This window comes from Kitasatospora sp. NPDC002227, assembly GCF_040296285.1.
GTDB lineage: Bacteria > Actinomycetota > Actinomycetes > Streptomycetales > Streptomycetaceae > Kitasatospora.
Genome location: NZ_JBEOWY010000015.1, coordinates 133,855 through 153,296, shown reverse-complemented (window position 1 = coordinate 153,296; position 19,442 = coordinate 133,855). Strand labels below are relative to the sequence as shown.

The 19,442-nt window shown below is 70.3% G+C and carries 18 protein-coding genes and 2 riboswitches; of the genes, 11 read left to right on the top strand and 7 right to left on the bottom strand.

From position 1 onward, the window contains the following. Positions 1-36 precede the first annotated feature (36 nt). The 4 genes from ABT095_RS16860 to ABT095_RS16845 all read right to left on the bottom strand — a co-directional run bounded on the left by ABT095_RS16860 (position 37) and on the right by ABT095_RS16845 (position 4,644). A complete protein-coding gene (locus ABT095_RS16860) occupies positions 37-1,104 on the bottom strand; it encodes a C40 family peptidase (RefSeq protein WP_350530168.1) in 1,068 nt (355 codons plus the stop codon). A 10-nt stretch (positions 1,105-1,114) separates the two neighbouring features. Next, a riboswitch (cyclic di-AMP (ydaO/yuaA leader) is annotated at positions 1,115-1,278 on the bottom strand. Between the two features lie 314 nt (positions 1,279-1,592). Next, positions 1,593-2,618: a C40 family peptidase gene (locus ABT095_RS16855; protein ID WP_350530167.1), complete on the bottom strand. Its 1,026-nt coding sequence runs from the start codon at positions 2,616-2,618 to the stop codon at positions 1,593-1,595. 180 nt (positions 2,619-2,798) lie between these two features. Next, positions 2,799-4,163: an NYN domain-containing protein gene (locus ABT095_RS16850; RefSeq protein WP_502884894.1), complete on the bottom strand. Its 1,365-nt coding sequence runs from the start codon at positions 4,161-4,163 to the stop codon at positions 2,799-2,801. Positions 4,164-4,383: 220 nt separating this feature from the next. After that, on the bottom strand, positions 4,384-4,644 hold the full coding sequence (locus tag ABT095_RS16845) for a hypothetical protein (RefSeq protein WP_350530166.1): 261 nt from the start codon (positions 4,642-4,644) through the stop codon (positions 4,384-4,386). Between the two features lie 188 nt (positions 4,645-4,832). Between ABT095_RS16845 and ABT095_RS16840 the strand changes: the two genes are divergently transcribed. Together ABT095_RS16840 and ABT095_RS16835 are read left to right on the top strand one after the other, a co-directional pair. Next, entirely contained in the window at positions 4,833-5,639 is an 807-nt protein-coding gene (locus ABT095_RS16840) for a rhomboid family intramembrane serine protease (RefSeq protein ID WP_350530165.1), read from the top strand. Continuing rightward, the gene (locus ABT095_RS16835) at positions 5,636-5,920 is read left to right on the top strand and encodes an Lrp/AsnC ligand binding domain-containing protein (RefSeq protein ID WP_350530164.1); all 285 of its coding nucleotides are present in this window, start codon (positions 5,636-5,638) and stop codon (positions 5,918-5,920) included. Before ABT095_RS16840 ends, ABT095_RS16835 begins: the two co-directional genes overlap by 4 nt. 103 nt (positions 5,921-6,023) lie before the next feature. Here ABT095_RS16835 and ABT095_RS16830 read toward each other — a convergent pair whose 3' ends face one another. The 3 genes from ABT095_RS16830 to ABT095_RS16820 all read right to left on the bottom strand — a co-directional run bounded on the left by ABT095_RS16830 (position 6,024) and on the right by ABT095_RS16820 (position 9,286). Continuing rightward, positions 6,024-7,382 carry an aminotransferase class V-fold PLP-dependent enzyme gene (locus ABT095_RS16830; protein WP_350530163.1) on the bottom strand — a complete coding sequence of 453 codons (1,359 nt, stop codon included), beginning with the start codon at positions 7,380-7,382 and terminating at the stop codon, positions 6,024-6,026. A gap of 55 nt (positions 7,383-7,437) precedes the next feature. Continuing rightward, positions 7,438-7,555: riboswitch (SAM riboswitch) on the bottom strand. A gap of 90 nt (positions 7,556-7,645) precedes the next feature. Next, positions 7,646-8,719: an anthranilate phosphoribosyltransferase gene (trpD, locus tag ABT095_RS16825; RefSeq protein ID WP_350530162.1), complete on the bottom strand. Its 1,074-nt coding sequence runs from the start codon at positions 8,717-8,719 to the stop codon at positions 7,646-7,648. 141 nt (positions 8,720-8,860) lie between these two features. Further along, the gene (locus ABT095_RS16820; protein ID WP_350530161.1) at positions 8,861-9,286 is read right to left on the bottom strand and encodes a hypothetical protein; all 426 of its coding nucleotides are present in this window, start codon (positions 9,284-9,286) and stop codon (positions 8,861-8,863) included. A 454-nt stretch (positions 9,287-9,740) separates the two neighbouring features. On the opposite strand from ABT095_RS16820, the gene ctaE reads away from it, so the two are divergent. The 9 genes from ctaE (at position 9,741) to ABT095_RS16775 (ending at position 19,441) form a co-directional block, all read left to right on the top strand. Then, positions 9,741-10,361, top strand: a complete 621-nt coding sequence (ctaE, locus tag ABT095_RS16815) for an aa3-type cytochrome oxidase subunit III (RefSeq protein WP_350530160.1) — start codon at positions 9,741-9,743, stop codon at positions 10,359-10,361. A gap of 136 nt (positions 10,362-10,497) precedes the next feature. Continuing rightward, entirely contained in the window at positions 10,498-11,307 is an 810-nt protein-coding gene (gene qcrC / locus ABT095_RS16810; protein WP_350530159.1) for a cytochrome bc1 complex diheme cytochrome c subunit, read from the top strand. Further along, positions 11,304-12,374: a cytochrome bc1 complex Rieske iron-sulfur subunit gene (gene qcrA / locus ABT095_RS16805; RefSeq protein ID WP_502884892.1), complete on the top strand. Its 1,071-nt coding sequence runs from the start codon at positions 11,304-11,306 to the stop codon at positions 12,372-12,374. Before qcrC ends, qcrA begins: the two co-directional genes overlap by 4 nt. Next, positions 12,371-14,029 carry a cytochrome bc1 complex cytochrome b subunit gene (gene qcrB / locus ABT095_RS16800; RefSeq protein ID WP_350530157.1) on the top strand — a complete coding sequence of 553 codons (1,659 nt, stop codon included), beginning with the start codon at positions 12,371-12,373 and terminating at the stop codon, positions 14,027-14,029. Before qcrA ends, qcrB begins: the two co-directional genes overlap by 4 nt. Before the next feature lie 95 nt (positions 14,030-14,124). Further along, on the top strand, positions 14,125-14,493 hold the full coding sequence (locus tag ABT095_RS16795; protein WP_350530156.1) for a GntR family transcriptional regulator: 369 nt from the start codon (positions 14,125-14,127) through the stop codon (positions 14,491-14,493). Positions 14,494-14,692: 199 nt separating this feature from the next. Beyond that, positions 14,693-15,772: a polyprenyl synthetase family protein gene (locus tag ABT095_RS16790; RefSeq protein ID WP_350530155.1), complete on the top strand. Its 1,080-nt coding sequence runs from the start codon at positions 14,693-14,695 to the stop codon at positions 15,770-15,772. Further along, complete coding sequence (locus tag ABT095_RS16785; RefSeq protein ID WP_350530154.1) at positions 15,769-16,686, top strand: terpene synthase family protein; 918 nt, start codon at positions 15,769-15,771, stop codon at positions 16,684-16,686. Before ABT095_RS16790 ends, ABT095_RS16785 begins: the two co-directional genes overlap by 4 nt. 17 nt (positions 16,687-16,703) lie before the next feature. Continuing rightward, a complete protein-coding gene (locus ABT095_RS16780) occupies positions 16,704-18,086 on the top strand; it encodes a cytochrome P450 (RefSeq protein ID WP_350530153.1) in 1,383 nt (460 codons plus the stop codon). Continuing rightward, positions 18,083-19,441, top strand: coding sequence for a cytochrome P450 (locus ABT095_RS16775; RefSeq protein ID WP_350530152.1), 1,359 nt, complete (start codon positions 18,083-18,085; stop codon positions 19,439-19,441). Before ABT095_RS16780 ends, ABT095_RS16775 begins: the two co-directional genes overlap by 4 nt. Position 19,442 lies beyond the last annotated feature (1 nt).

Sequence of the window (19,442 nt, the reverse complement as noted above, 5' to 3'; positions counted from 1 at the left end):
CGGGGGCACCGGGCCTGCGGGAAAACCGGCGGAGCGTCAGACGCGCACGATCGCCACGATCGACATCGCGGTGGCCGACTCGTAGCGGACCACCGAACCGGTGTGCGGAGCGTGGATCATCTGGCCGTTGCCGATGTACATCCCGACGTGACCGCCACCCTCGTAGATGATCAGGTCACCCGGCTGGGCGTTGGCGATGTCGCGACCGACGTTGGTGCCGGCGTTCTCCTGCTCCTGGGAGGTGCGCGGCAGCGAGACGCCGGCCTGGGCGTAGGACCACTGCATCAGGCCGGAGCAGTCGAAGTTGTCGGGGCCGGCGGCACCGTAGACGTAGGCGACGCCCAGCTTGCTCTCGGCGGCGGCGATGGCGGCGGCGGCGTAGCCGCTGGCCGGCGCACCGGGGTTGAGGGTCGTACGGGAGGAGCTGCGCGAGGCGCGGTCGCCCTGCACGGCGGCCTTGGCGTCGGCCGCGGCCTTGGCCTCGGCGGCGGCCAGCGCGTCCCGCTCCTGCTGGGTCAGCGAGTCGAGCAGCGCCGTGGCCTTGGCCAGCTTGGCCTGGACGTCCTCCTTGTCGGCCTTGAGGCTCTTGGTGGTCGCGTCCAGCTCGGCGAGCTTGGCCTGCGCCTCGGCCTTCTGGCCGTCCAGGGTGCGCTGCTCGTCCTTGAGGGTCTTGAGCGCGTCCGCCTGGGAGGCGCCGATCTGGTTGATCGCGCCGGCCTGGGTCAGGAAGGAGTCGGGGGAGCTGGAGAGCATCAGCTGCACGGTGGGCGAGATCCCGCCGTTGCGGTACTGCTCGGCGGCTATCTCACCCAGGCTCTGCTGGATGGTGCTCACCTGCGCCTGCTGACGGGCCACCTGGTCCTGGAGGGCGCCGACCTGCTTCTGCAGGTTCTGCTCCTTCTCGGTCGCCGCGTTGAACTTCTCGGTGGCGAGCTCGGCCTGCTGGTTGAGCTGGTCGACCTGGGCCTTGACCTCGTCCTTGGTCGGCGCCGGGTCGGCGTGCGCGCCGGCCTGGGAGGAGAACGCGACCGCGGTGGCGGCGGCGGCGGTCATCAGGGTGATGCGAGTCCGGCTGGCGGGCTTGGGACGACGATGGGACGCCACGAAGGCGGGCTCCTTCTTCCTACGCCGCCTACCGGGTGAGCTGACGGGTTCGGGCTGGAAGAGATGCCCTACGACGCCTCACCGGCCCACCGTCTCACGACGGCCGCCCGACCTGGCGCCGATTCACCCCGAGGAACGTGGTTCCCCGGCTCCGATCGACAGCGCCCCCGCGAGGGCTCTCACTCAGGAGGGCCAACTCTCGGCCCGCCCCGCTGCTTCTCAGACTCGGCGGTTCCACCGCCGTCACCCGGGTTGGGTGAACGACCGTGCGGTGGTTCGGGGGACCAACCTAGTAACCCAACCGTGATCGGTTCAAATCCTTGTCGGAAAAAAGTCTGAATCTGCGCCAAGTTCGCTTGTGAATGCGACCGAGCGTGACAACGAAGGTACGCGCGGCTGACAATTCCTCAACTACGGGTGACGAAAAGGCCCACCGGAGGTGTCCTGGATCACAGGAGTGTCTCGGTGGGCCTCGGCGTGTCGAAGGGTCAGACGCGGCGGATGGTGTTGATCGACATGACGCTGACGTCCGCGATCTTGACGACGTCGCCGGTCTTCGGCGCGTGGATGAACTTGCCGCCGCCGATGTACATCCCGACGTGGTGCCGGTCGTTGAAGAAGATGAGCAGGTCGCCCGGCTGGGCGTCGGCGATCGAGGGCACCCGGGTGCCGACGGTGGCCTGCTCCTGCGAGGTGCGCGGGATCGACACACCGGCCTGCGCGTAGGCCCACTCCATCAGGCCCGAGCAGTCGAAGACGTTCGCGCCCTCGGCACCCCAGACGTAGTCGTGGCCGAGCTTGCTCTCGGCGGCGGCCACCGCGGTGGCGGCGTAACCGCTGGCCGGCGGCAGGTTGGCTAGCATGGCGCGGTTGTCGCTGCGGGAGGCGCGGTCGCCCATCACGGCGGCCCGGTCGGCGGCGCTCAGCTGGCTGAGCAGGCGCTTGGACTCCTGCAGCTTCTGCTGGACCTCGGCCTTGGCGTCGTTGAGGACCTTGGTGCTGCGGTCGAGCTCGGCGAGCACCTCCGCGGCTTCCTGCTTCTGCTGGTCCAGGCGGCGCTGCTCGTCCTTGAGGGACTTGAGCGTCTGCGCCTGGGTCGCGGTGACCTCGGCGGCGCTGGAGGCCTGCTCCAGGTAGCCCTGCGGGTTGGAGGAGAGCATCAGGGCGACCGAGGAGTCGATGCCGCCGTTGCGGTACTGCTCACCCGCGACGGCCGCGAGACCGGTGGCCAGCACCTGCATCTGCTCCTGGCCGCGGGCCACCTGGTCCTGCAGCTGGGAGGCCTGGGTACGCAGCTGGTTGGCCCGCTCGTTGGCACCGTTGTAGGCCTCGGAGGCCTTCTCCTGGTCCTCGTTCAGCTTGTCGACCTGGGCCTTGACCTCGTCCACGGACGGACGGCCGGGCGCAGCGTGGGCACTCACCTGCGCGGACAGGGCGACCGCGGTCGCTGCGGCAGCCGTCAGCACGGTGACCCGTGCGCGGCTCGGCTGCTTGGGGCGGCGGTGGGAGGCCAAGGGTGTTGCTCCTTCTTCCTGCTGGACTCACCCGATCAGGCGATAGTCCGGAAAATAGGTTTGACGCCAGACCCTAGTGAGTTTGGAGCGGCTGCGCCACTCTCCGACCCCCACGAACTTCCGTACCCGGAGCGGATTCACGCCGCCGACACAAGCCCGCCACAAGCGACGGGCCGCCGTTCAGCTCCGCGCCAGCCGGTTGAGCAGCAGGATCGAGTTCACCGGCCGCGCCCCGGCCTTGCGGACCCCGTCCGCCACCTCGCGGTCGGTGGAGACCACCACCACCGGCCGCCCCTGCGGCTCGGCCCGGACCAGACGCCGGATCAGCTCGTCCGCCGTCTCCCCGGTCCGGCTGAACCGGACCCGGACCCCGCGCGGCGGCGCCATGATCACCGGCACGTCCAGGTCCTGGCCGTCGAACACACAGGTGACCTCCGCCTGGGTGCGCTGGGCCAGCATGGCCAGACCGCCGAGCAGCCGGATCCGCTGCTGCTCCAGCGGCAGCGCCGGGTACCCCGTCTTGGTGACGTTGTAGCCGTCCACCACCAGGTGCACCTGAGGGATCGCCAGCAGCTGGTCGAGCAGCGCCGGGTCGTCCTCGGCCAGCGCCCGCCGGGCCACGTCGTGCGGCGAGGCCGAGCCGGGCACCACGGCCTCGACCAGGTCCGCCGGGTGCAGCTGGGCCACCGGCAGGGCCAGCTCCCGCTGCAGGCCCTGGGCGGCGTGCAGCACGGTGTCGAGCAGCAGCCGCAGCCGCATGTCCTCCACCGAGCGCCCCTCCCGGGCGGTGCGGCGGCCCGCCTCCAGGAGGGTCTCCAGCTCCACCACCCGGTGCCGCAGCCGCCGGGCCTCGCTCTCGGCGGCGCTGCGCTCGGCCGAGGTCAGCGCCTTGGCCGCGTCCAGCTCCGACTGCAGCCGCCGGGTCTCCGCCTGGGCCCGCCGGGTGTCGCTCTCCAGGCTGCGGACCTTCTTGCGCAGCGAGTCCGCCTCCTTGCGCACGCTCTCGCCCTCGGCCCGCTGCCGGTCCAGGTCGGCCCGGGCCTGGGTCCGCAGCTCGGCCAGCTCGGCCTGCAGCTTCTCCACCAAGCGGGCGGCCTCGGCGGCCATCCCCTCGGCCCCGGCCCGCTCGGCCTCCTCGCCGGCCTCGGCCACCAGCCGGCTCCACCCGGCCGGGCGCAGCAGGTAGGCGGCGGCCGCCACGTCCATCGGGTCGGCCGCGCCGGGCACGCTGCCGGCCTCCAGGGCCTTGACCAGATCGGGCTGCCCCAGCCGCAGCCGGTCCGCTATCCGCACCCGGAAGGCCGGCTCGGCCTCCAGCGCGGCGGCCAGCGCCGGGGCGGCGTACTTCGCCCGGCGGGCGGGGGTGAACTTGGCGTACTGACGCAAGGACGCGGGCAGGTCGGCCGCGGGCAGGCCGCCGAGCGCGTCGGCGGCAATGCCCACCACGCGGCGGCGCACGCCCTCGGGCAGCGGTCGGTCCAGCTTCTCGGCCAGCCTGCCCTCGCCGGGCCCCGCACCCTCGCCGGGCTCGGCGGCCGCGGGCAGGGCCGCGGCGGCCTCGGCCTCAGCGGGCGGCTGCCCCTGCGGCTCGGCCGGCCCCCTCGCTGCGTCCACCACGTCCTCGGCTCCGATCCTGCGGTGCGAGGTCCCCACGGCCGATTGCCGCTGCCCTTGAACCCACCGCTCTCTGCAATTGTCCCGGGTACCGTGCCCCACCCGGGACCACGCCACACTCCCGCCGGATCCGGCGGGAGGACCGATCCTGCTACTCGGCCTCGCCGGCCGCCGGCTCCTCGGCCCCCGGCCGGGCCACCAGCTCGACCTGGTCGACGGCGTTGCACCAGCGGCAGCGCACCGACTCCAGCGTCTCGGTCAGCACCTCGGTCTCCTCGACCTTGGCCTCACCGGCCAGGTCGAAGTGCAGGAACTCGATCACCCTCGAAGACCTGGTCACGTCGAAGCGGGTCAGGTTGCCGCACAGCGTGCAGCGCCAGCGGGTCTCAGCGGTGGGGGCGGCGATGGTCATCGTTGGAGTCCTCATCTCTGGTGGCCCGACAGCTATGTACGGCGCTGTACAGCCGTCTCGGAACGGCCCAAGCCTATTGCCTGCCCGTGAGCGCCCGGTCACCGGTCCAGGCCCTGAGACCTCGAGCCGTTGACCCACTCGCGGGACAAGCGGTCTAGCCCGGGCCTTCGGGAGGAATGCTCGCTGGCATGGCCGTCTCCCTCCTCGACCGGCTCGGTGTGCGCGGCGCCGGCCCGGGCGGCCGGGCCCCGGTGGCCACCCTGGCCCTGATCGCCCTCTGCCTGCTCACCGTGCTGGTGAGCCCGAGCTCCGGCTTCAACCCGGCGTACGGCACCGGCCCGGCCCGGGCCTGCGCCGAGCAGCGGTACGAGCAGCGCTGGGGCGCCGTCCCGGCCGAACTGACCAGCGGGCGCCCGCTCGACGCCGAACAGCTCGCCGCCCTCCCCAAGGCCACCCCCGACTGCGCCCTGGCCCCCACCCCCGGCAAGCTCCCCGTCCTCTCGGTGCTCAGCTCCCTCTTCGTGCACGCGGGCTGGCTGCACCTGCTGGGCAACGTGCTCTTCCTCTTCGTCTTCGGCCCCGGCCTGGAGGAGCGGCTCGGCCGCCTGCGCTTCCTCCTCCTCTACCTCACCGTCGGCTACCTCGCCGCCTACGGCTACGCCCTCGCCGAGACCGGCCGCCCCGACGGCCTGCGCGCGGTGGTCGGCGCCTCCGGCGCGATCGCCGGCGTCCTCGGCGGCTACCTCCGCCTGTACCCCCGGGCCCGGGTCACCGCGCTGGTGCCGGCGCTCCTCTTCCTCCCGCTCCGGCTGCCCGCCTGGCTGGTGCTCGGCCTCTGGTTCGTGCTCCAGTGGTGGTCGGTCCGGTCCGGCGGGCCCGGAGTGGCGTACCTGGTCCACGTGATCGGTTTCGCCACCGGGTACCTGGCCGTCCGGCCCGCCCCCGCCCGCCGGATACGCTGGCCGCGTCCCCCATGGCAAGGAGAAGCCTCGTGATCACCGCGATCGTTCTGATCAGGACCAGTGTCGACCGCATCCCCGAGATCGCCGAGGCGATCGCCGCCATCGAAGGCGTCAGCGAGGTCTACTCCGTCACCGGCGGCTACGACCTGGTCGCCATGGTCCGCGTCCGCGACCACGACGACCTCGCCACCGTGATCCCCGGCCGCCTCAACAAGGTCCCCGGCGTCGAACACACCGAGACCCAGATCGCCTTCCGCACCTACTCCAAGCACGACCTGGAAGCGGCCTTCGCCCTGGGCCTGGACGACGAGTAGGTCACACCCCCAGGGGCGCGGGGACCTGCGCGAAGCGGTAGGCCGCAGGCCGTACATGGCCGGTCGCGCAGTTCCTCGCGCCCCTGGGTGGTGCAACCGGTGGTCAGCGGCGGGTATCGGCCACGCAGCGGCCGCCTTCGTTCCGGTACGTCCACTTCGCCCCGTCGGCGACCAGCTCCCGCACCGCAGCCACGAACCGCTCCACATGCTCCACCGGAGTCCCCGCCCCGAAGCTGACCCGGATCGCGTTCAGGCTCCGCTCCCCCGGCAGCGACGCCTCAGGAGCGCCGCACTCGGACGGCGCCGCCTCCTCCCCGCCCAGCAGCGTCCGCACCAGCGGATGCGCGCAGAACAGCCCGTCCCGCACCCCGATCCCGTACTCGGCCGACAGTGCCGCCGAGAAGTGCGAGCTGTTCCACCCCTCCACCACGAACGACAGCACCCCCACCCGCTCGGCATCCGCCCCGAACAGGCTCAGCACCTTCACCTCGGGGATCGAAGCGAGCCCCTCCCGCACCAGCGAGATCAGCTGCTGCTCCCTCGCCTCGAGCGCCTCGAACCCCGCCTCCGTGAGCGCCCGGCAGGCCGAGGCCACCGCGTAGGCGCCGATCACGTTCGGCGACCCCGCTTCGTGCCGGGCCGGCCCGAGCTGCCACTCCACCGCGACCGAGCCGTCCGCCTCCCGGGCCACCGTCCGCGAGGCGCCCCCGCCCGCCAGGTACGGCTCCGCCGCGTCCAGCCAGTCCGAACGCCCCGCCAGCACCCCGGCGCCGAACGGCGCGTACAGCTTGTGGCCGGAGAAGGCGACCCAGTCCACGCCCAGCTCCCGCACCGAGAGCCGGTGGTGCGGCGCCAGCTGCGCCGCGTCGAGCACCACCCGCGCGCCGTACCGGTGCGCCACCGCCGTCAGCTCGGCGACCGGCCACAGCTCGCCGGTCACGTTCGAGGCCCCGGTCACGCACAGCAGCTTCGGGCCCTGCCCGGCCCCGGCCAGCGCCTCCTCGAGGCGCAGCACGGCTTCGTCGTGCGAGCGCGGGGCGCGCAGGTAGCTGACGGTCAGTCCCTCGCGGCGCCAGGGCAGCAGCGAGGCGTGGTGCTCGGTCTCGAAGGCGAACACCCTGGTCCCGGCCGGGACGGCGCCCGCCAGCAGGTTGAGCGAGTCGGTGGTGGCCCGGGTGAAGACGACCTGGTCGCCCTCGCGCAGATCGAGGAACTCCTCGACGGTGCGGCGGCTCTGCTCGAACAGGTCGGTGGACAGCTGCGAGAGGTAGCCGGCCCCGCGGTGCACGCTGCCGTAGTACGGGGCGTAGGCGGCGACGTCGTCCCAGACCCGCTGCAGGGCGGGCGAGCTGGCGGCGTAGTCGAGCGCGGCGTAGGCGACCTTCTCGCCGGAGACCAGCGGCACCTGGACGTCGGAGCCGAGGACGGCGAGCGGGGCGCAGATGTCGACGGAGACGGACATGGGACAACACTCCTCAAGGGATGGAGGACCCCCGGGAGTGTCGAGTACGACCAGGCGTCCGCGCTTGCCCCACGGGCGGATCGCCGCGGAGCCCGGTCCTCACCCAGGGCACCCCGCCACGGACGGAGGGTTGCCGGACAGCAAGCTGGGGCTTTGCGCTGTCACTCATGACCTGGCGTGAACTGTAGGCAGGCGTACGGATCACCGTCAAGCAAGCCACGCGGGGTGTCCACTTGCCGAGACACCCCGCGGGCCCGACATCCCTAGCGGGCGCTGGCCTGTGCCCACGCCTTGAGCGTGGCCTCGGCGGCGCCGGAGTCGATCGCCTCCGCCGCCCGGGCCATCCCGGCGGCCAGCTGCTCGGTCAGCGGAGCATCCGTCAGGTCGAGCGCCGCCAGCCCGGCCGCGGTGTTGAGCAGGACGGCGTCCCGGACGGCGCCGCGCTCCCCGGCGAAGACCCGGCGGGCGACGTTCGCGTTGTACTCCGGGTCGGCCCCGCGCAGGGCGGAGATCTCGACCAGCTCGATGCCGACCTCGCGCGGGTCGAAGGCGGTCCCGGTGACGCCGCCCTCGCGCACCACCCAGACCTGCGAGGTCGTACAGGTCGTCAGCTCGTCGAGCCCGTCGTCACCCCGGAACACCAGTGCGGAATCACCCCGCTCGGCGAAGACGCCGGCGATCAGGCCGGCCAGCCGGGTGTCGAAGCAGCCGACGGCGTGCGCGGTGACGTGGGCCGGGTTGGTGAGCGGGCCGAGGATGTTGAAGGCGGTCGGCACGCCGAGGTCGCGCCGGGCGGGGGCGGCGTGCCGCATCGAGGGGTGGAACTTGGCGGCGGCGCAGAAGGTGATGCCGACCTCCTCGGCGATCTCCGCGACCCGGCGGGTGCTGATCTCCGGGCTGATGCCGAGCTTCTCGAGCACATCGGTGGAGCCGCTCGCGGAGGAGGCGGCCCGGTTGCCGTGCTTGACCACCTTGGCGCCGGCCGCGGCGGCCACCACGGCGGACATGGTGGAGATGTTGACGGTCTTGGCGCGGTCGCCACCGGTACCGACGATGTCCACCGCCGGGCCGGGGATGTGCAGCGGCTCGGCGTGGGCGTACATCGACTCGGCGAGGCCGGAGACCTCCTCGACCGTCTCGCCCTTGGCCCGCAGTGCGATCATGAACCCGGCCACCTGCACCGGGCTGGCCTCGCCCCGCATGATCCGGTCCATCGCCCAGGCGGTGTCCACCCGGCTCAGGTCACCGCCGGCGAGCAGCGCGGTCAGGAGGTCCGGCCAGGTGCGGACCACCTGCGCGGGGTCGCTACCGCCGTTCGCAGGGTGCACGTTCACCATGGCTGACTCCAGCTCTCATCGCTTCACCGAACAAGGGATGGAGCCAGCCTAGCGAGCAGGGGCCTTCGGTCGCCGGGATGTCCGGCACCCTTCTCTCCTGCTGAGACAGTCAGTGCGCGGGCGGTCGTGGACCCGGGTGGTTCAGTGCGCGGCCGGGGTGCGGCCCGTCAGCCGGGCCCGGAGCAGGGTGGCGGCGGTGTCCGCCAGGGCGACCGGGTCGATCGGGTGGGCGACGGCGGCGTCGGCCCGGCTCCAGGCGGCGAGCCAGGAGTCCTGCGGCCGGCCGATCAGCACCAGCACCGGCGGACAGCCGTAGATCTCGTCCTTCACCTGGCGGGCCACACCGAGGCCGCCCGCCGGGGTCGCCTCACCGTCGAGCAGGCAGAGGTCGATGCCGCCCTTCTCCAGCGCCTTCATCACGGCGGGCAGGGTCGCGCACTCCTGGTAGACCAGCTCGGGCAGGTCGGCGGCCGGACGGCGGCCGAGCGCGAGCGACACCTGCTCCCGGGTGTTGCGGTCGTCGCTGTAGACAAGCACAGTGAGCGTCTCGTCGGTGGTGTGCGCCATGGGCCCTGCTCCCCGGGAAGGTCGTCCTCTTATACGACGTACATGTGTGCGCGGTCTGGCCGACCCCGGAGTGTGACCGGGGCCACGTTCTCCTCCGGATGCTACCCCCCGGGGGGCCTCCCGGTGACCCCTTGACGCGATCTCCCTCAAGCCGCCGCGCGGGAGCCGTCACCCACCCGGAGGACAGCCCGTCACCCCGAGGCACTTACACCACCCGTACGGCTCATCTGCTAGCCCACCCCGGCTCCCGCCCGGCCCCGGACACGCGGGGCACACGGGTGAGCGGCCCGCCAGGAGGCCGTCCGGAGGCCCCTCGAAGAACCGTCAGAAATCGGACACCGCCCAGCTCGGGCCCGCTCCGGACACCCCGTCGGCCGCCATCTGGGCATACCGCACGCACCGGACACTCCGAGGTACACCCCCCGGCGTGAAGACGGAATAAGGGACCGACATAATGTCCGTCGTGGCGACAGCAACAGCAACAGAAACCGGACACGCGCACGGAGCGGTCAACAGGCCGAACCTCGTCAGCGTCGGAACCATCGTCTGGCTGAGCTCGGAGCTGATGTTCTTCGCGGCCCTCTTCGCGATGTACTTCACGCTCCGCTCGGTCAAGGGCGCAGAGTTCTGGACCGAGAAGGCGCACGCCCTCAACGTCCCCTTCTCCTCGGTGAACACCACGATCCTGGTGCTCTCCTCGCTCACCTGCCAGCTCGGCGTCTTCGCCGCCGAGCGCGGTGACGTGAAGAAGCTCCGCTCGTGGTTCGCCATCACGTTCGTGATGGGCGCGATCTTCATCGGCGGTCAGATCTTCGAGTACACCGAGCTGGTCAAGAAGGACGGCCTCTCGCTGTCCTCCGACCCGTACGGGACGGTCTTCTACCTGACCACCGGCTTCCACGGCATGCACGTGACGGGTGGTCTGATCGCGTTCCTGCTGGTCCTCGGACGGACGTACGCGGCCAAGCGCTTCACTCACGAGCAGGCCACCGCCGCGATCGTGGTGTCGTACTACTGGCACTTCGTCGACGTCGTGTGGATCGGTCTGTTCGCGACCATCTACCTGATCAAGTAACCAGCTGATCAGGTCGCTGGCTCACGGCCGGACCGCAGACACGACCCGACCGACCGCGCGCACTCCCAGCCGGGTGGACACCCCGGCGCCCGGGCGCACCCACCAGCCGACCAGATCCTGACACCGGGGTTATTCCGTGAAAAAGCTCTCCGCACGACGGCGCCACCCATTGGCGGCGCTGGTCGTTCTATTTCTCGCCCTGGCGGCCGTCGGGGGAGTGTACGCCGCGTTCGCGCCCGCCCAGCGGGCGCAGGCCGACGCCTCCGCGCAGTCGCTCGCGATCGATGAGGGCAAGAAGCTCTTCGCCGTGGGCTGCTCCTCCTGCCACGGCCTGAACGGCCAGGGCAGCTCCGACGGTCCGAGCCTGGTCGGCGTCGGCTCCGCCGCGGTCGACTTCCAGGTCGGCACCGGCCGTATGCCGGCCCAGCAGCCGGGTGCTCAGGTCCCGCGCAAGAAGGTCATCTACAGCCAGACCCAGATCGACCAGCTGGCCGCCTTCGTGGCCTCCCTCGGCCCCGGCCCGGTCGCTCCGACCAAGGACCAGTACACCTCGACCAACCCGAACGACGTGTCGAAGGGTGGCGAGCTGTTCCGCACCAACTGCGCGCAGTGCCACAACTTCGCCGGCGCGGGTGGCGCCCTGACGCAGGGCAAGTACGCCCCGTCCCTCGAGGGTGTCGACGCCAAGCACATCTACGAGGCCATGCAGACCGGCCCGCAGAACATGCCCTCCTTCCCGGACAGCACCATGCCCGAGGAGCAGAAGCGTCAGATCGTGGCCTTCGTCCGCCACACCACCAACGAGGAGCCGAACCCCGGTGGTCTCACCCTGGGCAGCCTCGGTCCGGTGACCGAGGGCCTGTTCGGTTGGATCTTCGGTCTCGGCGCTCTCATCGCGATCGCGATCTGGGTCGCCGCCCACACCACCAAGGCCAAGAAGTCATGAGCCACGAGATGTCTGAAGACAAGCTGCCGCAGGCGCACGGCGCCTCTCACGGCGCCGAGGTCGAGCACCACGACGACCCGTTCGCCGACCCCGGACTGCCGGCCCACGAGCCGCGCCGCACCGACATCGACGAGCGGGCCGCCAAGCGCGCCGAGCGCCAGGTCTCGCTCATGTTCGTCGTGTCGATGCTCGCGACCGTCGGGTTCATCGCGTCCTACGTGATCTTCCCGATCGACAAGATCATCTACGTCTTCCCGATCGGTCACATCAGCGCGCTGAACTTCGCGCTGGGCCTGACCCTGGGCGTGGCGCTGTTCTGCATCGGCGCGGGCGCGGTCCACTGGGCCCGCACCCTGATGTCCGACCACGAGCTCCCCGCCGAGCGGCACCCGATCGAGGCCGACGACGAGGTCCGTGCGGACGTCATCGAGCAGTTCAAGACCGGTGCCGCCGAGTCCGGCTTCGGCCGCCGCAAGATGATCCGCAACACCCTCATCGGTTCGATGGCCCTGGTGCCGCTCTCCGGTGTGGTGCTGCTGCGCGACCTGGGCCCGCTGCCGGAGAAGAAGCTCCAGCACACCGGGTGGCTCGAGGCGACCGAGTCCAAGCCGATCCAGCTCATCAACATGAACACCGATGAGCCGATGAAGGCCGAGGACATCCAGATCGGCTCGCTGACCTTCGCCAAGCCCGAGGGCCTGACCGAGGCCGACGAGGAGTTCCAGCAGAAGATCGCCAAGGACGCCCTGATGCTGGTCCGGATCGCTCCGGAGGACATCAAGGACAAGGACTCGCGCGAGCTGGGCTTCGAGGGCATCCTCGCCTACTCGAAGATCTGCACCCACGTCGGCTGCCCGATCTCGCTGTACGAGCAGCAGACCCACCACGCGCTGTGCCCGTGCCACCAGTCGACCTTCGACCTGGCGGACGGCGCCCGCGTGATCTTCGGCCCGGCCGGTCACCCGCTGCCGCAGCTCAAGATCACCACTGACGAGAAGGGCTTCCTGGTCGCCACCGGCGACTTCGCCAAGCCCGTCGGCCCGAGCTTCTGGGAGCGCTCCGCATGAGTTCCGCGAGCAGCGCCACCACTGGCGCCACCAAGCCGGGTAGCACCCGCGCCAAGCCGGCCAACAAGGCCGAGGCGGCTGCGGACTACCTGGACGGCCGGCTGGGGATCTACTCCCTCGCCAAGGCCAACCTGCGCAAGATCTTCCCGGACCACTGGTCCTTCATGCTCGGTGAGATCTGCCTCTACACCTTCATCATCATCATCCTGACGGGCGTCTACCTGACGCTCTTCTTCAAGCCCAGCATGGGCGAGGTTGTCTACCACGGCAGCTACGCCCCGCTGAACGGCATCAAGATGTCCGAGGCCTACGCCTCGACCATGAACATCAGCTTCGAGATCCGCGGTGGCCTTCTGATCCGTCAGATCCACCACTGGGCCGCGATCGTGTTCGTCGCCGCGATGCTCGTGCACATGATGCGCGTGTTCTTCACCGGCGCGTTCCGCAAGCCCCGTGAGATCAACTGGGTCTTCGGCTTCCTGCTGCTGTTCCTCGGCATGTTCGACGGCTTCATGGGCTACTCGCTCCCGGACGACCTGCTCTCCGGTACCGGTATCCGCTTCATGGAGGGTGCCGTCCTGGCGATGCCGCTGGTCGGCTCCTACCTGCAGATGTTCATCTACGGTGGCGAGTTCCCCGGCACCGACATCGTGCCGCGCCTGTTCACCGTGCACGTGCTGCTGATCCCGGGCATCATGCTGGGCCTGCTGGTGGCCCACCTGATCCTGGTCTTCTACCACAAGCACACCCAGTTCGCGGGTGCCGGCAAGACCGAAGAGAACGTCGTGGGCATGCCGCTCATGCCGGTCTACATGGCCAAGGCCGGTGGCTTCTTCTTCTTGGTGTTCGGCATCATCGCGGCCGTCTCCGCCATCGCCACCGTCAACCCGATCTGGGCGTACGGCCCGTACCGCCCCGACCAGGTGTCCACCGACGCCCAGCCGGACTGGTACATGGGTATGCCCGAGGGTCTCATCCGCGCCATGCCGGGCTGGGAGATCCCGATCTGGGGCCACACCCTCAACCTGGGTGTGTTCATCCCGCTGATGCTCTTCCCCGCGGTGCTCTTCTCGATCGCCTTCTACCCCTTCATCGAGGCGTGGATCACCGGCGACAAGCGCGAGCGCCACATCCTGGACCGCCCGCGCAACGCTCCCGTCCGCACCGCCGTCGGCGCGGCCTGGATCAGCGAGTACATCGTGCTGCTCATCGGCGGTGGCAACGACCTGATCGCGACGCACCTGCACCTCTCGATCAACGACATCACGTACTTCGTCCGGGTGTCCTTCTTCCTGATGCCGGTCGTGGTCTTCTTCATCGTCAAGCGCTGGTGCCTCGGCCTGCAGCGCCGTGACAAGGAGAAGGTGCTGCACGGTCGCGAGACCGGCGTCATCAAGCGCCTGCCGCACGGTGAGTTCATCGAGGTCCACGCGCAGCTGCCGCAGGACAAGCTGTTCAAGCTCACCGCGCACGAGCAGCAGCAGCCGCTGGAGCTCCCCGCCGAGGTGGACGAGAACGGCGTCAAGCGCAAGCTCGGCCGGGGCACCAAGCTCCGCGCCAAGCTCTCCAAGGGCTACTTCGGCGACCAGGGTCAGATCGCCAAGCCCACCGCCGAGGAGCACCACGAGATCACCAGTGGCCACGGCCACCACTGATCTCCTGATCACCTCGGTCTGATCCGCCACCTGAGGCCCCCTCTCCCCTTCCGGGGAGAGGGGGCCTCGGCCGTACCCATCGTCAGGAGCCCCCCGTGCAGCTGAGCATCGACCACACCTCCGCCACTCCCCCGTACGAGCAGGTCCGCTCCCAGATCGCCGCCCAGGCCCGCAACGGCACCCTGCCCACCGGCCTCAAGCTGCCCACCGTCCGGGCCCTGGCCGAGGAGCTCGGACTGGCCGCCAACACCGTCGCCCGCGCCTACCGCGAACTCGAGTCCGACGGCGTGGTGGAGACCCACGGCCGGCGCGGCACCCTGATCGCCGCCACCGGCGACACCGCCCACCGCCTGGCCGCGGCCGCGGCGGCCGAGTACGCCGCGCGGGCCCGCTCCCTCGGCATCTCCCGGGACGACGCGCTGGCGGCCGTGGACGGCGCGCTCGGCGTGGCCTACCAGTCCTGATGTGCCAAAGTCGAGGCAATAGTTCGTCTGGAACAAACTTCCGAATAAGTCGATAGTGCGTATAGAGTGATCTCGTCGGAGAGGGGGCCCGACAAGGAAAGGCCATGGAGAACGGGCCCGCATTCTCATATGTCCGGCCCAGGCTGGCGGATGACGACTGCTCAGATGAATTGATTCCTGAGGAGACGAAGCCACTTCCATGAGCATATCGACACTGATCGACGATCCACTGGGGGCGAGCACCGTCCGCCTTTCGGTGGAGACCGTCCTCGACGACTTTCTGACCGCCAAGGTCCGTCACGCGAACCGGCCCGAACTCGGATATCTGTCAGGCCTGCTCCGCGATTTCCTGTCGAAGGGAAAGCGGATCCGTCCGCTGCTGTGCATTACCGGGTGGCAGGCGGTCGGCGGCATGGGGAATCCCGAGCCGGCGTTCCGAGTGGCCGCGTGCCTGGAGATGTTCCACGCCTTCGCCCTCATTCATGACGACGTCATGGACGACAGCGACACCCGCCGCGGCCGCCCGACCATCCATCGCGCCTTGGCATCGGATCACGCCGCCGGCCGCCGGCCGGACCAGACGGAGCGGTTCGGCGCCAGTGCCGCGGTGCTGCTCGGCGACCTCGCCTTCGTCTGGTCGGACGAACTCCTCCACACGGCCGGCTTGGCCCCGACGCAGCTCAGGGCCGTCCTGCCGCTGATCACCGAGATGCGCACCGAGGTGATGCTCGGCCAGTACCTCGACCTGCTGGCCACCGGCGACCTGACCGACGACGTCGAGTCCACCCTGACGGTCAACCGGTACAAGACCGCCAAGTACACCATCGAGCGCCCCCTCCAGCTCGGCGCCGCCATCGCGGGTGCCTCCCCCGAGGCCATCGCGGCCTTCACGGAGTACGCCATCCCGCTCGGCGAGGCCTTCCAGCTCCGCGACGACCTGCTCGGCGTCTACGGAGATCCGCAGGCGACCGGCAAGTCACGCCTGGACGATCTGCGAGCGGGAAAGAACACCACCCTCACCACCCTCGCCCTGCGTGCTTCCGACAGCGCCCAGGCCGCCCGGCTGCGCAGTCTGATCGGGAACCCGCTCCTGGACGAGACCGGGGCCGCCGACATCCGGGCGATGTTCGAGGCCTCCGCCGCCCGCGAGACCGTCGAGCAGATGATCGACGATCGCCACCGGCAGGCGCTGCAGGCTCTCGAGGGCGCCCCCTTCACCGCGGACGCGATCGCCACACTGACGCAGATCGCCCGCATGGCCACCGCGAGGACTTCATGACCATTGACATCTCCATGCCCACGGCGGCCGCGGACCAAGGCATGCGGCGGCACTGGGAGACCTGCACCCGCCGCTTCGGCGAGGCGTTCACGCAGCACATCGGGTACGCGCCGACCATGTGCCCGATGACGGATGCCGAGCTCAGGGAAGTCATCGACGCGTGCAACACCGCGGTGGCGCCGCTGGGGAAGTCCGTGTCCGACGAGCGCTGGATCTCGTACATGGACGTCGTCCGCTGGGCCCAGAGCGCTCGCCACGTGCGCGACATGGAAGCGTTCAAGGCCGTCTGCATTCTCAACTGCGTGACCTTTGTGTGGGACGACATGGATCCCGCCCTGCACGACTTCGACGTCTTCCTGCCCGAGCTGCGCAAGATCTGCGACAAGTACTACAGCGAGGAGGACGCGTGGTTCGCCTACGAGGGTGCCCGGGCCTTCGTCACCAGTGACCACATGTTCCGTAATTCCTCCATCAAGGCAGCGCTCTGCACGACCTCGCCGGAGCAGTACTTCCGGTTCCGCGTCACAGATGTCGGCGTGGATTTCTGGATGAAGATGTCCTACCCCATCTACCGGAACGCGGAGTTCACCGAACACGCGAAGACCGGCCTGGCCGCCCGGATGACCACGCGCGGGCTGGCGATCGTCAACGACTTCTACTCCTACGACCGCGAGGTCTCGCTGGGCCAGATCACCAACTGCTTCCGCCTCTGCGACGTTTCGAACGAGGCGGAATTCCAGGCTTTCTTCCAGCAGCGGCTGGACGACCTGGTCGAAGACATCCAGTGCATAACGGCCTTCGACGAGGTGACCCAGCACATCCTGCTGGACCTGGTCTACGGGAACTTCATCTGGACCACGAGCAACAAGCGGTACAAGGCGGCCGTGAACGACGTCAACTCGCGGATCCGGTGAAGGAGGCGAGGGAACGCATGGTGACCCCGCTGAAGACTCGCGAAGACCCGGCCCGCTCCTGGTCGACCGGGGCAGCCCCCGGAGCCGTGCCGCTGCTCGGGCACGCACTCGCCCTCTGGCGCCGCCCGCTCGACTTCCTGGCCTCCCTGCCGGCCCACGGTGATCTGGTCGAACTCCGGTTGGGCCCCAGCCGCGCGTACCTGGCCTGCCACCCCGACCTGGTCCGGCACGTCCTGCTGAACCCGCGGGTCTTCGACAAGGGCGGTGTCTTCGACAAGGCCAGGCAGCTGCTCGGGAACAGCCTCTCGGTCTCCACCGGCGAGGAGCACCGGCACCAACGGCGGATGATCCAGCCCGCGTTCAGCTCCGACCGGATCGCCGCCTACACCGCCGCCGTCGCGGACGACACCCGTGCCGCGATCGGCTCCTGGCAGGCGGGCCAGGCCCTGGACGTCAGCGACACCATGCACGCTCTCCTCATGCGGGTCGCCGCGAGGACGCTGTTCTCCACGGGTGTCGACGAGCGGACGACCGACGAGGCGCGGCAGTGCCTGCGCATCGTCTCGCAGGGCATCTACAAACGCACCGTCGCGCCGCTCGGCATCATGGAGAAGCTCCCCACCCCCGGCAACCGGCGCTACGACCGGGCCAACTCCCGGCTGCGGCAGATCGTCGAAGAGATGATCAGCGACCGCCGGCGTCAGGACACCGACCACGGCGACCTGCTGTCCACCCTGCTCCGGGTCGAGCACCCGGACACCGGCGAGCGGCTGGACGACCGCGAGATTCTCGACCAGGTCGTGACCTTCCTGGTGGCCGGCAGCGAGACCACGGCCTCCACCCTTGCCTTCGTCTTCCACCTCCTGGGCACCCACCCCGCGGTCGAGGAGCGGGTGCACGCCGAGATCGACGAAGTCCTCGGCGGGCGTCCGCCCGGCTTCGAGGACCTGCCGCAGCTGCGGTACACCCGGAACGTCATCACCGAGGCACTGCGCCTGTATCCGCCGTCCTGGCTGTCGATGCGGGTCGCGGCGGTCGAGACCGAACTCGGCGGCCGGACCGTCCCGGCCGGCACGATGATCATGTACAGCGCCCAGGCCCTGCACCACAACCCCGACCTGTTCCCCGACCCCGAACGGCTCGACCCCGATCGCTGGCTCCCCGAGCGCGCCAAGGACGTACCGCGTGGGGCGCTGATCCCCTTCGGCGCGGGCAGTCACAAGTGCATCGGTGATGTGCTGGCCCTCACCGAGACCGCCCTCATCGTCGCCACGATCGCCGGCCGGTGGCGTCTTCGCCCCGTCCCCGGAGCGGTACTGCGTCCGCAGCCGAAGGCAACCCTGGAATCCGGCCCGCTCCCCATGGTGTGCGAGCCGCGAAGGAGAGACAGCAGCGAATGACAGGCACTCAGCACGGCGCCGCACGGGCATGGCGGGTGAGTACGGCCCCGGGCGGTCTCCCCTTGATCGGTCATGCCCTGCTCATGGGCCGCCGGCCCCTCGAGTTCCTCGCCTCCCTGCCGGCCCACGGGGACTTGGTCGAGCTGCGGCTGGGGCCGGGCCGCGCGTACCTCCCCTGCCACCCGGACCTGATCCAGCAGGTCCTGGTGAACGCGCGCGTGTTCGACACGGGAGGCCCCGTGAAGGAGAAGGCCCGGCCGATCCTGGGGAACGGACTGATCACCTCCGACTGGGCGGACCACCGCCGCCAGCGGCGACTGGTGCAGCCGGCCTTCCACCCCACCCGGATCGCCGGCTACGCCGAGGTGATGAGCGAGGAGTGCGAGGCGCAGTCCCGTACGTGGGAGTCGGGGCGGCCCGTCGACGTCAGCAACGCGATGCAGGCCCTGACCACCCGGGTGACGGCCCGTGCGCTGTTCTCCACCGAGGTCGCCCCCGAGGCCGTCGCCGAGATCCAGCACTGCCTGCCCCTCGTCGTGCAGGGCGCCTACCGGAGGGCGATCGACCCCACCGGGCTGCTCGCCAAGCTCCCGACCGCGGCCAACCGCGACTTCGAGCAGGCGCTCACCAGGCTCCACCGGCTCATCGACCGGATCGTCGACGACCGGCGGCGGATCGCGGGTGACCGCGGTGATCTGCTGTCCGCCCTGCTCACCGCCCAGGACACCGAGACCGGCGGCCACCTGACCGACCAGGAGATCCACGACCAGGTCATGACCCTGCTGCTCGCCGGGATCGAGACCACCGCGAGCGCCCTGACCTGGGCCCTGCACCTGCTCGGCGAGAACCCGGAGGCCGAGGCACGTCTGCACGCGGAGGTCGACCAGGTGCTCGGGCAGCGTCCGCCCCGTTATGCCGACGTGGCACAACTGGACTACACCCGGATGGTCTTCACCGAGGCCCTGCGGCTGTACCCGCCCGCCTGGCTCTACACCCGGACCACGACCGAGACCACCGAACTCGCCGGACGCCAGCTGCCACCCAAGTCGGACATCCTGATCAGCCCCTACGTCCTGCACCGCAACGCCGAGCTGTTCCCCGAGCCGGAGTCCTTCACCCCCGACCGGTGGCGCCCCGAGCGGTCCAAGGACGTGGCGCGCGGTGCCTACCTCCCGTTCGGCGGGGGCAGCCGCAAGTGCATCGGCGACGTCTTCGGCATGACGGAGGCGACCCTCGCCCTGGCCGCCATCGCCGCCCGCTGGCGCTTGCGCCCCGTACCCGGGACGGCGGTACGGCCGAAGGCACATATGAGTCTCAGCGCCGGCCCGCTGCCCATGGTCCCGGAACCACGCTGAG